The following is a 13289-nucleotide window of genomic DNA, read 5'->3' as shown; positions in this document are numbered from 1 at the left end:
GCCCGACGCCCCGATGAAGAGAGTTGTCACTCTTCCTACGGATGGGGCGCACCGTGCGGTTCCGATTCCCGTGACCTGGGCCCGGCGTACGCGGAGGACGGAACGCAGCTCAGAGGATGTAGCGGCTGAGATCGCGATCCCGCAGTACGTCGCGCAGCCGATCCCGGACGTAGGCGCCGTCGATCTCCACGCGGCGCGGCCCGTCGGGAGCGGCGAACGAGATCTCCTCGGTGACTTTCTCCAGGACGGTGTGCAGGCGCCGGGCGCCGATGTCCTCGCTGCGCTCGTTGATCTCCGCGGCGATCTCCGCGATCGCCTCAACTCCGTCGGGCGTGAATACGACGTCCACTCCTTCGGTGGCGAGCAGCGCGCGGTACTGCTTGGTAAGCGCGTTCTCCGGCTCGGTCAAAATCCGCAGGAAGTCGGCCCTGGTCAGCGGCTCCAGCTCGACACGGATCGGGAGCCGGCCCTGCAGTTCAGGGATGAGGTCGGACGGCTTGCTCGCGTGGAACGCCCCGGCGCACAGGAACAGGATGTGGTCGGTGCGAACCGGCCCGTACTTGGTGCCCACGGTCGACCCCTCGATGATCGGAAGCAGGTCCCGCTGGACGCCCTCCCGCGAGACGTCGGGACCGGAGGCGGCGGGCGGACCCGCGATCTTGTCGATCTCGTCGATGAAGACGATCCCCATCTCCTCGGCTCGCCGCACGCCCTCGCGCTGCGCCTGCTCCTGGTCGATCAGCTTCTGTGCTTCCTCGGCGGCCAACAACCGCAGTCCCTCGGCGACCGTGACGCGGCGCTTCTTGCGGCGTCTGGGCAGCAGGCCGCCGAGCACGTCCTGGAGGTTGACGCCCATCTCTTCCACGCCCTGACCGCTGAAGACCTCGATCATCGGCAAACCCTGCTCTTCGACCTCGATCTCCACGACTTCCCGGTCCAAGTCGCCGCGCTCCAGCGGGACGCGCAGCGCCTCACGGCGCGCGCTCGCTTCCTCCGCGTCCCGGCGCGCTGCTCCCTCGGTCGCGGGTTCGACGCCGCGGGCGCCGAACAGTGCTTCCAGCGGGTTGGCCGCCGGACGCTGCGGCTCGGGCACGAGCGCGTACAGGATGCGTTCGCGCGCCAGCCGCCGGGCTTCATCCTGCACCGCGGCAATCCGCTCCGCACGGACCATTTGGACGGACACTTCCACCAGATCGCGGATAATCGAATCCACGTCACGACCGACGTAGCCGACTTCCGTGAACTTCGTCGCCTCGACTTTGACGAGCGGAGCGTCGACCAGGCGTGCCACGCGGCGTGCGATCTCCGTCTTGCCGACCCCCGTGGGGCCGATCATCAGGATGTTCTTGGGAATCACGTCGCGCCGGATCTCTTCTGGAAGCCGGCTGCGCCGGTACCGGTTGCGCAGGGCGATGGCGACCGCACGCTTGGCCGCGGCCTGGCCGACGATGTGCCGGTCGAGTTCGGCGACGATCCGCCGCGGCGTAAGCTCTTCCATTGGGATCGGCATGTTTGGGGCCTCGCACCACCCGCTCAGAGCGTCTCGACGGTGATCTGCTCGTTGGTGTAGATGCAGATCTCGGCTGCGATCCGCATCGCCTCCCGAACAACCCGGTCCACGGGCAGATCGGTGTGTCGCAGCAGCGCGCGCGCGGCGGCCTGAGCGTATGGACCCCCTGATCCGACGGCCGCCACGCCGTCGTCCGGTTCGACGACGTCTCCGGCTCCGGAGATCAGCAACAGGTGCTCGCGGTCGCACACCACGAGCATCGCCTCCAGGCGCCGCAGCACCCTGTCGGTCCGCCACTCCTTGGCGAGTTCGACCGCCGCGCGGGGAAGGTTGCCGCGGTGCTCTGTCAGCTTCGCCTCGAACTTCTCGAACAGGGTGAGGCCGTCGGCGGCGCTGCCCGCAAAGCCAGCCAGCACCCGGTCGCCGATGCGCCGGATCTTCGTCGCGCCGTGCTTGACTACGGTCTGGCCGAACGTCACCTGGCCGTCGCCGGCCAGCGCGGCGCGTCCGTCGCGGAGTACGGCGAGGATGGTCGTGGAGCGCATGCCTACGCCCTCGGATGCGCGCGGTCGTACACTTCCTTCAGCCGTGATCGGGTCACGTGGGTATAGACCTGGGTCGTCGCGAGGTTGCTGTGGCCCAACAGCTCCTGGACGACGCGCAGGTCGGCACCCCCCTCCAGCAGGTGGGTGGCGAACGTATGCCGCAGGGTGTGTGGGCTGCAGCGCAATCCGGCCGCCGCCCGTCGGATCCACAGCGCAAGACGGTACTGCACCCCGCGCACCGACAGCGCGCCGCCACGGGCGTTCACGAACAGCGCCCGGGTCTGTGGGTGGGCCAGCGCAGGGCGGCCGCGCTCCAGGTAGGCGTCGAGAGCGGCACGTGCTGCGGCGGTCAGCACCACGACGCGGTCCCTGCGCCCCTTGCCCGTAACGCGCATCTCGCGTCCGCCCGCAGCGTCGGCAACACTCAACCCCGCCAGTTCGCTGACCCGCAGCCCGCTGCCGTATAGCAGCTCGAGGATGGCCCGATCACGCAGCCCTTCCGGTGTGGCGGGGTCAGGTGCTTCCAGCAGCGCGCGCACCTGCTCGGGCGTCAGGAACTTCGGCAGGCGCCGGCCCCGTCGCGGCGTCCGGATCGCAGCGACCGGATTGCCGCCCACCCTCCCTTCCCGCGCCAGGAACCGGAAGAACGCCCGCAGCGCGCTGAGTCGTCGCGCCACCGTCGCGCGGGATCCCTGGGCGACCCGGCGCGAGAGGTACCGGCGCACGGTCCCGGCGTCGACCGCCGCCCAGTCCGTCACGCCTTCGCCCTGCAGGAAGGCGTGGAAGTGCCGCAGGTCGTGCCCGTACGCGCGCAGCGTATGCGCCGACAGACCCCGTTCGCTTTCCAGAGTCCGCACGAACCGTTCGATCTCGCGCCGCATGTCGGTCACCGAGCTCCGACGGGGATCCGTTCGTGTTCCTCACGTCGGGCGGCCCTGCAGGTCGGGTTGACACAGCGGTAGTACGCACCCCCGCGCCGCGGACGCTTGTGCGCCATCGGATAGCCGCAGACCTCGCACCGCTGTGCGGTGGGCCGGTCCCAGGCGGTGAAGTCGCAGCCGGGGTAGTTCGCGCAGCCGTAGAAGATCCGACCGCGGCGGGACCGCCTCTCGACGATCTCGCCGCCGCACTTCGGACATGCCACCCCGATCCCGATCGGCCGCGTATAGGTGCACTCGGGGTATCCGGTGCAGGCGATGAACTCGCCGAACCGCCCCTGCTTGCGCACCAGCTCGCGCCCGCACTGGGGGCACGCTTCCCCGATGGGCTCGGGTTTAAGATCGACCTCCTCGATCAGCGCCTCCGCCCTGCGCAGGTCGCGCTCGAACGGGTCGTAGAACTCGCGCACGACCTCCACCCAGTCCGCCTTGCCCTCTTCCACCTTGTCGAGGTCGGCTTCCAGGGTGGCCGTGAATCCGACGTCCACGACTTCGGGGAAGTGCTCCCGCAGCAGGTCATCGACCAGGCGGCCCAGTTCGGTCGGCACGAGCCTGCGCTCCTCGACGCGCACGTACCCCCGCTTCTTGATGGTCTCCAGAGTCGGCGCGTACGTGGATGGGCGGCCAATGCCCTTCTCCTCCAGGGCACGCACGAGCGTGGCTTCCGTGTAGCGAGGAGGCGGCTGCGTGAAGTGCTGCTGCGGCGTCAGGGCGACCAGGCGCAGGACCTCGCCGACGGTCAGTTCGGGCAGCCACCCCTCGCGCTCCTCTTCGCCGGCCTCCGCCGCATCCCGGTATACACTGAGGAAGCCCGGGAACTTCAGCCGCTGGCCGGTGGCGCGGAAGGTATACGCTTTGGCCCGGATGTCCACCGACAGCGTGTCGAGCACCGCGGAAGCCATCTGGCTGGCGATAAAGCGCTCCCAGATCAGCTTGTACAGCTTGAACTGGTCGGCCCGCAGGTAGGGCTTGACGCGTTCCGGGGTCCGGAAGACGGATGTGGGACGGATCGCCTCGTGCGCGTCCTGGGCGCCGCGGCGCGTCGCGTACCGCCTCGGCTGGGCCGGCACGTACTCGGACCCGTACCGTTCGGCGACGAACCGCCGCGCCTCCTGCTGGGCCGAAGGAGCGACGCGCACCGAGTCGGTGCGCATGTAGGTGATCAGGCCCACGGTCCCTTCCTCGCCGACGTCCAGCCCTTCGTAGAGTTGTTGGGCGATCGCCATGGTGCGCGACGCCGTGTACCCCAGGCGCCGGTTGGCTTCCTGCTGCAGTGTGCTCGTGATGAACGGTGGTGAGGGGTGGCGTTGCTGGTCCTTGCGCCGCACGTCGGCGACGACGTAGGCGGCCTCCTCGAGGTCTCCGAGGATGCGGCGGGCGGTCTGCTCGTCGGGGATCTCGATCCGATCCGTCCCGCGGCTGTGCAGACGTGCCTCGAAGATCGCGTCCGCCTCGTGCTTGGACAGCCGCGCCGTGATCGTCCAGTACTCCGTCGGCACGAACTGCTCGATCTCGCGTTCACGGTCGCAGACCAGGCGCACGGCGACCGACTGGACGCGCCCTGCGCTCAACCCGCCGCGCACCTTCTTCCACAGCAGCGGGCTGAGCTTGTAGCCCACCAGACGGTCGAGGATGCGCCGCGCCTGCTGCGCGTTGACCCGGTTGGCGTCGATGTCGCGCGGATGCTGCAGTGCCCGCCGGATCGCCTCGCGGGTCACCTCGTGGAACTCGATCCGGCGGATGTTGCGGTTCACACCGTCGAGCACCGAGGCCAGGTGCCAGGAGATCGCCTCCCCTTCGCGGTCGGGGTCGGGCGCCAGGTAAACGGTCTTGGCTTCCCTGGCGGCCTGTTTGAGTTCCTTGATGATCTGCCCTTTGCCCTTGATGACGATGTAGTGGGGGGCGAAGCCCCGCTCAACGTCGACACCGAGCCTGGACTTGGGGAGGTCGCGTACGTGTCCCATCGACGCCACGACCCGATAACGGCGGTCGAGCATCTTCTTCAGTGTGCGCGCCTTGGTCGGCGACTCGACGATGACCAAGTTCGGTTGTGTCATGGCAAGCCCCAGCGCCTGTGCGCTTCTCACGCGGCCCCATGTTAGCATACGAGGTCAACGCGCCCCGTCAGGCGATCGCCTCGCGGATCCGGCGGATGGCCTCGATGTGACCGGCCGGCGACAGTCCACCGCGCATCGTGTTGAACGAGACGTGCGTAGCACCCATCTTTCGCCACGCCTCCAGTGCCTCGATCCACTCCGCCTCGGACGCACCCGCTGCGCTGATCCGTCCCTCGATCCCGAACAACTCCACCGGCCGTCTCGCTTCTCGCACGTAGCAGCGTACCCGTTCCACGACCTCCGCCGCCTGCGGGCCCGCGCGCAGCTGCGGGAACCACCCGTCGGCGATCCGCGCGATGCGGCGCAGCGCCCCCTCCGCAGCGCCGCCCATCCAGATCGGGATCGGCCGGCGCACCGGCAGCGGGTTGATCCCGGCGCGGCGCACCGTATGATCGCGGCCGGCGAAGTCCACGAGTTCGCTCGTCCACAGGGAGCGCAGCAAGGCGATCTGCTCTTCGATGCGCCGCCCCCGGTCGGCAAACCGCTCGCCCAGCGCCTCGTACTCCACCGGGTTCCACCCCAACCCGACGCCCAGCCGCAACCGCCCGCTGGACAGCACGTCCACTTCTGCGGCCTGCTTGGCCACGAGCGCAGTCTGTCTCTGAGGCAGGATCAGGATCCCGGTCACCAGCTCCAGGCGACGGGTCAGCGCAGCCAGATAGCCGAACAGCACCATCGGTTCGTGGAACGCGTCCTCGTAGGTGTACGGGGGGCGGATCCCCAGTTCGGCGAACCGATCGGGGTGTGCACCCAAGACGTGGTCGTATACGAGCAGGTGGTCGTATCCCGCGCCTTCCGCCGCCTGGGCGTAGTCCCGGATCGCCACCGGATCGTTGCCGATCTCCGTCTGCGGGAACACCACGCCGATGCGCACCGCTGGCACCTCGTTTCACTCAAACAAATCGCGCCGTCGCGGCCGAACGAGTTCCGCCGCACTGCCGACGCCGGTGGTCACGGGAAACCCACGCGCCAGCGCCAGAGGGTGTTGCTCGTCGGACTGACCCATCAGCGGCGTCGCCGCCGAGGCGATCTCGTCTGCGATCGCCTCGACCGAGCTGCGGAGCTCGTAACCGAACAGATCCCGCCGTCCCCGGTGGTCCGCCAGAGGTCGGATCCCCGCCACCCCGACGCACACGCCGACCGCACCCTCGCGGTGCGCGCGTCCGTGCGTGTCCGAGACGATCACCCCGACCCAGACCCCGTACGCATCGGCAATCGCAGCACGGATGCGGTGCGCCGATGCGTCCGGGTCAGCGGGCAGCAGCACCGCGCAACCCGGCCCGGCGTTCGAGAGATCCACCCCGGCGTTCGCGCACACGAACCCCAGCCGGTGCCGCGCGATCAGGGTGCCGGGTCGCCGGCGGACGATCGCCGTCGATTCGCGCAGCACCAGTTCGACCAGCCGCGGATCCTTGTCCACCTCGCGGGCCAGCGCCAGGGCGCGGGCGGACGGCTCGATGGTCTCGAGCCGGACGATCCGCCCCTCGCCGGTCGATACGATCTTCTGCGCGACCACCAGCACGTCCGAGGGCCGCAGCGCGACGTGCTGCGCGCGCAGGCAACGAACGACGAGTTCGGGGACGTCGTCGCCCGGCTCCACACGGGGGAACGGAAAGACGCGGATTTGGATCTCGCCGATGGTCACCGCTACAGCCCGACGAAGCGGACGCCGATGGCCTTCCGTCCATATCGGGAATTCAGCCGCAGGATCACGACCGCGAGGTGCTCGAGGGCTGCTGAGGCCTCCAGACCGCCGACCTCGAGGCCGCGCAGACCGATCCGGGCGGCCAGCGCGGTGGCGGTCTGCCTGGCGGCTGCGTCATCCCCACAGACGAGCGTATCCTCTGCCAACGCCTCGGCGAACCGGCGCAGGCGGTGCGCCGACACCGTGTGGAACGCGGCAACCACGCGCGACTCCGGTAGCAGGCGCTGGATCCTCTGCGCCGACGAGCCGTCCGTGATCTGCTCCAGTTCTGCGGGCGCGTACGTGCGCAGCGGCACCGTGGTATCGATGACGACCTTGCCGGCGGCCGGCTCTCGGATCTCCGCGAGGATCGCTTCCTGGCCCGCAAACGGAATCGCGAGCACCACCGCCTCGGCGGCGGCTGCCGCCTGGGGGTTCGTCGCCCCTTCGATCGGCGCGTCGCCGAGTATCTGGTGCGCTCTGTCGACGGCCGCACGCGCCTTCGCCGCGTCGCGCGATCCGAGGATCACGTGCACACCCGCGCCGGCCCACCGGACGGCCAGCCCCCATCCCTGCCTGCCGGTACCGCCGATCACGGCCACCGATGGCAACGCAGTCGTCACACCGGGAGCATTCGTGCCGCGCGCTGCCGCACCTGCCGGAGTGTCCCGCGCAGTCAGCGCACCGTCCGCACGTACCGTCCGCCAGCGAGCCGGCGGACTGCGCCTCGCAGTTCCAACGACGTCAGCAGCGCCCCCAGCGCCGCCGCACCGCCGGGGCACGAGCCGGCGATCTCGTCTGGGTGACGGGGTTGGGACAGCACGTCCAGCAGCGCCCGGTCGTCGGCGCTGAGCGGGGCCGATCGCGCCGGGAGGGGGATTCCGAGCAGTTCCAAGACGTCGTCTGCGGACTCCGCGAGGTGGGCTCCGTCCCGCAGCAACCGGTGGGGCCCGCGGCTACGGGGATTCAGCACCGAGCCCGGCACCGCGAACACCTCACGTCCCTGCTCCAGGGCGAAGTCGGCGGTGATCAGCGCGCCGCTGCGCAGGCGCGCTTCAACCACGACGACCGCACGGGCAAGTCCGCTGACGATGCGATTGCGCGCCGGGAAGTGGTGCGGCAGCGGCGGGGTGCCGGGCGGATGCTCGGAGATCAGCCCGCCGCGGTGGGCGATCCGATCGGCGAGGTCGCGGTGCTCCGGTGGATACACCTGATCGAGGCCACACGCCAGCACCGCGATGGTGGGACCGCTCGCTTCGAGCGCGCCCCGGTGCGCCGCCGCGTCGATGCCCCGCGCCAGACCGCTGACCACGCACACCCCTGCTTGCGCCAGGTCCCGGCCGATCCCGAATGCGACCTCCTCCCCTTCGTGAGAAGGCCGACGGGTCCCCACGACCCCGACGCGCGGATCCGGCGGGACCTGCCCGCGCACGTACACCGCGAGCGGGGGGTCTACGATGGTCCGCAGGCAGTCCGGGTAGTCCGTATCAGCCAACGTCAGGATCCGCAGCCCGAGCCGCTGCGCTTGCGCGCGCAGCGCGTCGGCCGTGTGCGTGCGCGCGGCGGCGATCTTCGAAGCCGCCTTTGGGCCGCACAGCTCCGCCAGACGGTCGTCCGAAAGCGCCAGGACGGCGCGCGGGTCCCCGGTCCGCGCGACCAGGGCATGTTTCCGGCGCAAAGACAGCCCCGTGACGGCGTTGAGCAACAGCCAGGCGTCCTGCTCCGTGACGATTCCCATGATGCAATCGCGCTCCCTGAGGGCTAACCCTTCCGATCGAGGGACCGGTACTGGATCGCCTCCGCGACGTGCACTGCCCTGACCTCCTCGGACCCCTCCAGGTCCGCGATGGTGCGCGCCACCCGCAGGATGCGGTCGTGCGAACGCGCCGAAAGCCCCAGCCGGTCCATCGCCGCCCGCAGCAGCGCGCGGCCGGGCTCGTCCGCGGCCGCCACTCGGCGCAGGATGCGCGGCGGCACGTGGGCGTTGCAGCGGAACGCACTGCGGGCGTACCGCTCCTGCTGGATCCGCCGCGCCCGCTCTACACGGGCGCGCATCGCGCTCGACGGCTCGCCGGCTCCTCCCTCCACGACGGTTTCGGCCGGCACGCGCGGCATGTCCACGTGCAGATCAATGCGGTCCAGCAGCGGCCCCGACGCCTTCGCCTGGTAGCGCCGCACCTGCGAGGGCGTGCACGGGCACTCGCGCACGCGGTCGCCCAAGTGACCGCACGGGCAAGGGTTCATCGCGGCCACGAGCATGAACGACGCCGGGAACGTCAGGGTGGCGGCAGCCCGCGACAGCGTCACGCGGCCTTCTTCCAGAGGCTGGCGCAGCGCCTCGAGGACGTCGCGGTGGAACTCGGCCAGCTCGTCCAAGAACAGCACACCCCGGTGCGCCAGGCTCACCTCTCCGGGCCGCGGCACCGTACCGCCGCCCAGCAGGGCCGCGTAGCTGCTGGTGTGGTGCGGCGCGCGGAACGGCCTGCGTGTGATCAGTGCACCGCGCGCCGGCAGGGCTCCGGCGGCGCTGTAGATGCGCGTCACCTCCACCGATTCGTCCCACGCCAGCGGCGGCAGGATCGTCGGCAACCGGCGCGCCAGCATCGTCTTGCCCGATCCCGGCGGCCCGACGAGCAGCACATTGTGGCCGCCCGCTGCGGCGATCTCCAGCGCACGCCGGGCGTGCTCCTGGCCGCGCACCTCGGCGAAGTCGACGTCCCAGTCAGCGCCGTCTGCGTGTGCTCCGTTGCGGCGCGCGGGCTGGATCGCGACCTCACCGGCGAGGAACCGCGCAGCCTGGAGGAGGTGGGAGACCGGATACGCCTCGATGTCCGGCACGATCGCCGCCTCCTCGGCGTTGTCCGCCGGCACCACGATCCGCCGCAGACCCATCCGAGCCGCGGCCAGCGCCGCCGACAGCACGCCCGCGACCGGCCGGACGCTGCCGTCGAGGCTCAACTCCCCCAAAAACAGCGCATCGGCGCAGCCTTCGGCCGGAATCTGTCCGGTGGCCGCCAGCACCGCGACGGCCATCGGCAGGTCGAAGGCAGGACCCTCCTTTCGCACATCCGCGGGGGCCAGGTTCACCGTGATCCGGCGGGCCGGGACCTCGAAGTTCGCGTTCTTGATCGCGGCGCGGACGCGCTCTTTGGCTTCCTGGACCGCGGCATCCGGCAGTCCGACGATCGTGAACGCGGGCAACCCGGTCGCCACGTCCACCTCGACGTTCACGGGGTACGCATCCAGGCCGAGCACCGCCACCGACATCGCCTTGGCCAGCACAGTCGCCTCCTCGCCCAACCTCTCCAAGGGACTGAACGGCCGCCAGGAAGGAATTCGCAGCGGCCTGGCCTCGCCTGCTGGGATGTTCTGGGGTTGCACGCCCTTACGAAACCGGCCGGCCTGCCGCGGCACCTGATCGAGTGAGGCGACAGTTTGGGCAGCAGGCCTGACCGGCTATGGGTAGCCGACGTGTGCCCGGCGGAGCTGGCCGGCCTCGGAGACGGCCCGCAAAGCGGCGAAAGCCCGCGCGAGGCGTGACGCATGACCTCGAGCGGGGCGGTGCGACATAGCGACGATTCGAAGCCGCACTTCCCCGTGACCCGGACAGCGTGATCGCGCAGGCGGGGCCCGGAATGCCGACTTGTTGTGTTCGAACATCTGGTAGATCCGCAGTGCTGGACTTTGATTGTCAACCTCGGCCTTCACACCTGCGACCGCATGCCGGTGGCGCCCGCAGCCTCCCGGGCCGCGAGTCGTGCCCTGAGGATGGGCTTCATCACCCGCTCGGCTTCCTCATACAGGGCGGCCGCGATGCAGTGGCGGACTACCTGCTCGGGCAGACCCTCGGTTTTCAGCTGCGCCGCGGCGCGTCGGTGCGGCCTGCGCACGGCCTCGGGGCCGCGCCGCTCTAGCAGCAGCAGGCTGGTCTTGTCGTAGCCGGCGTCGGCCGACAGGAAGAGCAGGTTTCGCGTCTGTGCCCGGCGGACGAGATCGGTGAGTCAGGGACGGACAAGGAGGTCGCGGTGTGGCTAACGATTAAGCTCACCGGCGGCAATGGAGCGCAGCGGAATTGCCGTCCGGTGCAGCGCCTTGTTAGGCACCATAAACGCACTGCCCATCCTTGAAAACACGCAGGGAGCCTCGCGGCAGATCATTCCACTTTTCATCCGTCAAAGGGCGAGTCGCTATCACAAAACCTCTTTGATCCGGGCGCTTCTCCTCAGCCAAATCAACCTCCCAGTCTTCGTCCCGCAGAGATACTCTATCAAATGGCGCAGTCCGCTCAGTCATGCAAAGGCTGTTATAGCCACATTGGTCGCAATAACTGTAAAGATGATCCCCCTCCGAAAAAAGAAGATTCATGGTGCCGAATCTGTTGAATTCACGAAGGAGAGCCTCAATTCTCTGAAAATCTGTGAAGCGAATTCCCTCGTCGGACAATCTCGTGAGAAACGCGCAAAATAGGTACTCGGAATCAGTTTCGCCCACAGGGTGAAACTTCAATGCAGACTTTGGTATAACTGGGTCCAAAGTGCCGTTGTGGGCAAGTGCTACTTCCCGAGACCGAAAAGTGCGCACAAAGGGGTGGGTGTTCTGAAGCGTGTGGTTGCCTTTACTAGCGCGACGCACATGACCAATGAAAATCTTGCTCACGAAATACTCATAGTCGCGAAGAAACGTGGCCAACTTGCTGTTCAAAGCTTTGATCGGCTCCTTAAATACCTGACAGGCTCGTCCATCAAATCTGGCTATCCCCCATCCGTGTGGGTTATCCTTGCCCCGGTGACGAAACCCTCTAAAAGACAGCGTGGGTCGAACAGGTTGGTTGAAATTGAGTCCAAGCAACTCACACATGACGTTTTCTCTCCCTGAAGCCTAACGCTCCGGTTCAGCGGCGGGCCGCGCAGCGGACCGTCCGCTGCATGCTGTTGTTGGGCGGCCGTCCGGTCATGACGTGTTGGATGCGAAGAACTGCTGCGCTGCCGCCGGATCGTCCTCGAAGACCCGCGCCGCGGTGATGAGCCCATCATGGACCTCGTATACGACCACGCGCAGGAACGACGGGCCGGGCGGCTTGCCGATTCGGACGAGAAGGAACGCGTGGCGGTCGCTCTCGCCGAGATCGAGGAGTTCAGGCACGAACCCGCCGGAGAGGCGGTCCTGGTTTGCCCAGAATCGCTGGATGGCGTCGTGGCCGACGTATGTTCCATGGAGGCCTCCGGGCCCATCGTAGATGAACGTGGCGTCTTTGTGGAAGAGGGCGACGGCGCCGTCGCGGTCGCCGGCTCGGAAACGCTCGAAGACGATGCGGAGAACCTCGGTGGGGGTCATGTGATGAACTCCTGGACCAGAGTGGCGATCATCGATGGGTGGGTGACATGGGCGAGATGGCCATGTCCAAAAAGTGTGTGGATGCGCACGTTCGGTATGGCGTCGGCGGCGAGCTGCGTGCATCGCGCGATCGGAGACGGGGATTCGGTGCCGGCGAGCATCAGCGTTGGCGCAGTGATCGTCGTGAACTGGCCCGGCCTCCACACCCAGCCCTCCTCGGCGCGGCCTTCTCGGGCGACGGTCGGAGCGGTTGCCAGGCGGGCCTCCCAGAGCGGGCTGGCCTTCATGGCGGCCACCTCAGCGTCGCTCATGCCGAGCACGTCGGTCAAAAGCAGGACGATGGCCCGCTCGGGGTCGCCGCCCGCGAGGGCCTGCTCGATGGCGTCGAGCGTGCCCGGCGGGTAGGTGAGCCCAAGGCTCGGTTCGTAGAGAATGAGGCGTCCCACGTTCGCCGAGCGGGCGGCACCGCCCATGGCGCAGTTGGCGCCGTAGGAGTGCCCCCACAGAGCGACGGGCCCACCGGTCCGCGCGGCGACGGCATCGACAACGGCAGCGACATCGTCGAACTCGCGCTCGATGTCGTAGCCTGGGGCGTCGCCGCTAGCCCCGAAACCTCGGCGGTCCATTGCGAAGGTGCTGACCGAGCTGTCGAACTCAGCGACGACTGGATCCCAGCGGCGATGGTCCATGAGCGAGCCGTGGACGAGGACGAGCGCGGGGCCGGCACCCCGCACCCACATGACCAGTTTCGTGCCGTCGCGGGAGGTAACGTCGAACCGCTCTGCGATCCCAGCCATGGTCACTGGATCACCGCCCGGACGCCGAGATTGACGACCAACACCTCGACGGCATCTGCCGCGCTGCAGCCCAGGGCCGCCGAAGCGCGCATCTCAGGATTCTGAGTCACATCTTGTCCTCGTTTGTATGCGTCCGCCTACGATAGGGTTCAGCCGCACGCGGAGCGAAGCGAAGCGTGTCGGCTGCAACCCGTTGTTAGCCTGCGTTCTCGGCTAGATTCTTGCATAACAAGGTATGTGCTTTGGTTCGGCATTCTTATCGCCTGTTACAATTTTCCTGAGAATATCAGGTAGTTGAGGCAAGTCTTCTGCCATAACAAGAACAATCTGACGTTCTTGCGCCCACTTTTCGCAATTCGCCAAA

Annotated in this window: 13 protein-coding genes; all 13 read right to left on the bottom strand. The window is 68.3% G+C overall.

All coding sequences use genetic code 11. The features are described 5' to 3' along the window. Positions 1-109: 109 nt before the first annotated feature. The 13 genes from hslU to QN163_08990 all read right to left on the bottom strand — a co-directional run bounded on the left by hslU (position 110) and on the right by QN163_08990 (position 12925). On the bottom strand, positions 110-1498 hold the full coding sequence (gene hslU / locus QN163_09050) for an ATP-dependent protease ATPase subunit HslU (GenBank protein MDR5684159.1): 1389 nt from the start codon (positions 1496-1498) through the stop codon (positions 110-112). A gap of 35 nt (positions 1499-1533) precedes the next feature. Next, positions 1534-2055 (bottom strand): ATP-dependent protease subunit HslV, encoded by a 522-nt coding sequence (gene hslV, locus QN163_09045; GenBank protein MDR5684158.1) that lies wholly within the window; start codon positions 2053-2055, stop codon positions 1534-1536. Between the two features lie 2 nt (positions 2056-2057). Then, positions 2058-2936: a tyrosine recombinase XerC gene (gene xerC / locus QN163_09040; GenBank protein ID MDR5684157.1), complete on the bottom strand. Its 879-nt coding sequence runs from the start codon at positions 2934-2936 to the stop codon at positions 2058-2060. A 5-nt stretch (positions 2937-2941) separates the two neighbouring features. Continuing rightward, on the bottom strand, positions 2942-5080 hold the full coding sequence (gene topA, locus QN163_09035) for a type I DNA topoisomerase (protein MDR5684156.1): 2139 nt from the start codon (positions 5078-5080) through the stop codon (positions 2942-2944). 37 nt (positions 5081-5117) lie between these two features. Further along, positions 5118-5984 (bottom strand): LLM class F420-dependent oxidoreductase, encoded by an 867-nt coding sequence (locus tag QN163_09030; protein MDR5684155.1) that lies wholly within the window; start codon positions 5982-5984, stop codon positions 5118-5120. 15 nt (positions 5985-5999) lie between these two features. Further along, positions 6000-6755, bottom strand: coding sequence for a coenzyme F420-0:L-glutamate ligase (cofE, locus tag QN163_09025; GenBank protein MDR5684154.1), 756 nt, complete (start codon positions 6753-6755; stop codon positions 6000-6002). Between the two features lie 2 nt (positions 6756-6757). Then, positions 6758-7417, bottom strand: coding sequence for an NADPH-dependent F420 reductase (npdG, locus tag QN163_09020; protein MDR5684153.1), 660 nt, complete (start codon positions 7415-7417; stop codon positions 6758-6760). Positions 7418-7470: 53 nt separating this feature from the next. Beyond that, positions 7471-8532 (bottom strand): DNA-processing protein DprA, encoded by a 1062-nt coding sequence (dprA, locus tag QN163_09015; GenBank protein ID MDR5684152.1) that lies wholly within the window; start codon positions 8530-8532, stop codon positions 7471-7473. 23 nt (positions 8533-8555) lie between these two features. Next, complete coding sequence (locus tag QN163_09010; protein MDR5684151.1) at positions 8556-10076, bottom strand: YifB family Mg chelatase-like AAA ATPase; 1521 nt, start codon at positions 10074-10076, stop codon at positions 8556-8558. Positions 10077-10498: 422 nt separating this feature from the next. Further along, complete coding sequence (locus QN163_09005) at positions 10499-10684, bottom strand: hypothetical protein (protein ID MDR5684150.1); 186 nt, start codon at positions 10682-10684, stop codon at positions 10499-10501. Positions 10685-10889: 205 nt separating this feature from the next. Then, entirely contained in the window at positions 10890-11651 is a 762-nt protein-coding gene (locus QN163_09000; GenBank protein ID MDR5684149.1) for a class II glutamine amidotransferase, read from the bottom strand. 93 nt (positions 11652-11744) lie between these two features. Next, positions 11745-12128: a nuclear transport factor 2 family protein gene (locus QN163_08995; protein ID MDR5684148.1), complete on the bottom strand. Its 384-nt coding sequence runs from the start codon at positions 12126-12128 to the stop codon at positions 11745-11747. Further along, positions 12125-12925 carry an alpha/beta hydrolase gene (locus tag QN163_08990; GenBank protein ID MDR5684147.1) on the bottom strand — a complete coding sequence of 267 codons (801 nt, stop codon included), beginning with the start codon at positions 12923-12925 and terminating at the stop codon, positions 12125-12127. The genes QN163_08995 and QN163_08990 overlap by 4 nt, the downstream gene beginning before the upstream one ends. Positions 12926-13289 lie beyond the last annotated feature (364 nt).

The organism is Armatimonadota bacterium (genome assembly GCA_031432545.1).
Lineage (GTDB): Bacteria > Sysuimicrobiota > Sysuimicrobiia > Sysuimicrobiales > Sysuimicrobiaceae > Caldifonticola > Caldifonticola tengchongensis.
The sequence above is the reverse complement of the archived record's forward strand: the minus strand, read 5'-3'. Positions and strand labels throughout refer to the sequence as shown.

Excerpts from the sequence above, each read along its gene's own strand:
- dprA (MDR5684152.1), bottom strand. The coding sequence starts at position 8,532 with ATGGGAATCGTCACGGAGCAGGACGCCTGGCTGTTGCTCAACGCCGTC.
- xerC (MDR5684157.1), bottom strand. The coding sequence starts at position 2,936 with ATGCGGCGCGAGATCGAACGGTTCGTGCGGACTCTGGAAAGCGAACGG.
- QN163_08995 (MDR5684148.1), bottom strand. The coding sequence starts at position 12,128 with ATGACCCCCACCGAGGTTCTCCGCATCGTCTTCGAGCGTTTCCGAGCC.
- hslV (MDR5684158.1), bottom strand. The coding sequence starts at position 2,055 with ATGCGCTCCACGACCATCCTCGCCGTACTCCGCGACGGACGCGCCGCG.
- QN163_08990 (MDR5684147.1), bottom strand. The coding sequence starts at position 12,925 with ATGGCTGGGATCGCAGAGCGGTTCGACGTTACCTCCCGCGACGGCACG.
- QN163_09000 (MDR5684149.1), bottom strand. The coding sequence starts at position 11,651 with ATGTGTGAGTTGCTTGGACTCAATTTCAACCAACCTGTTCGACCCACG.
- hslU (MDR5684159.1), bottom strand. The coding sequence starts at position 1,498 with ATGGAAGAGCTTACGCCGCGGCGGATCGTCGCCGAACTCGACCGGCAC.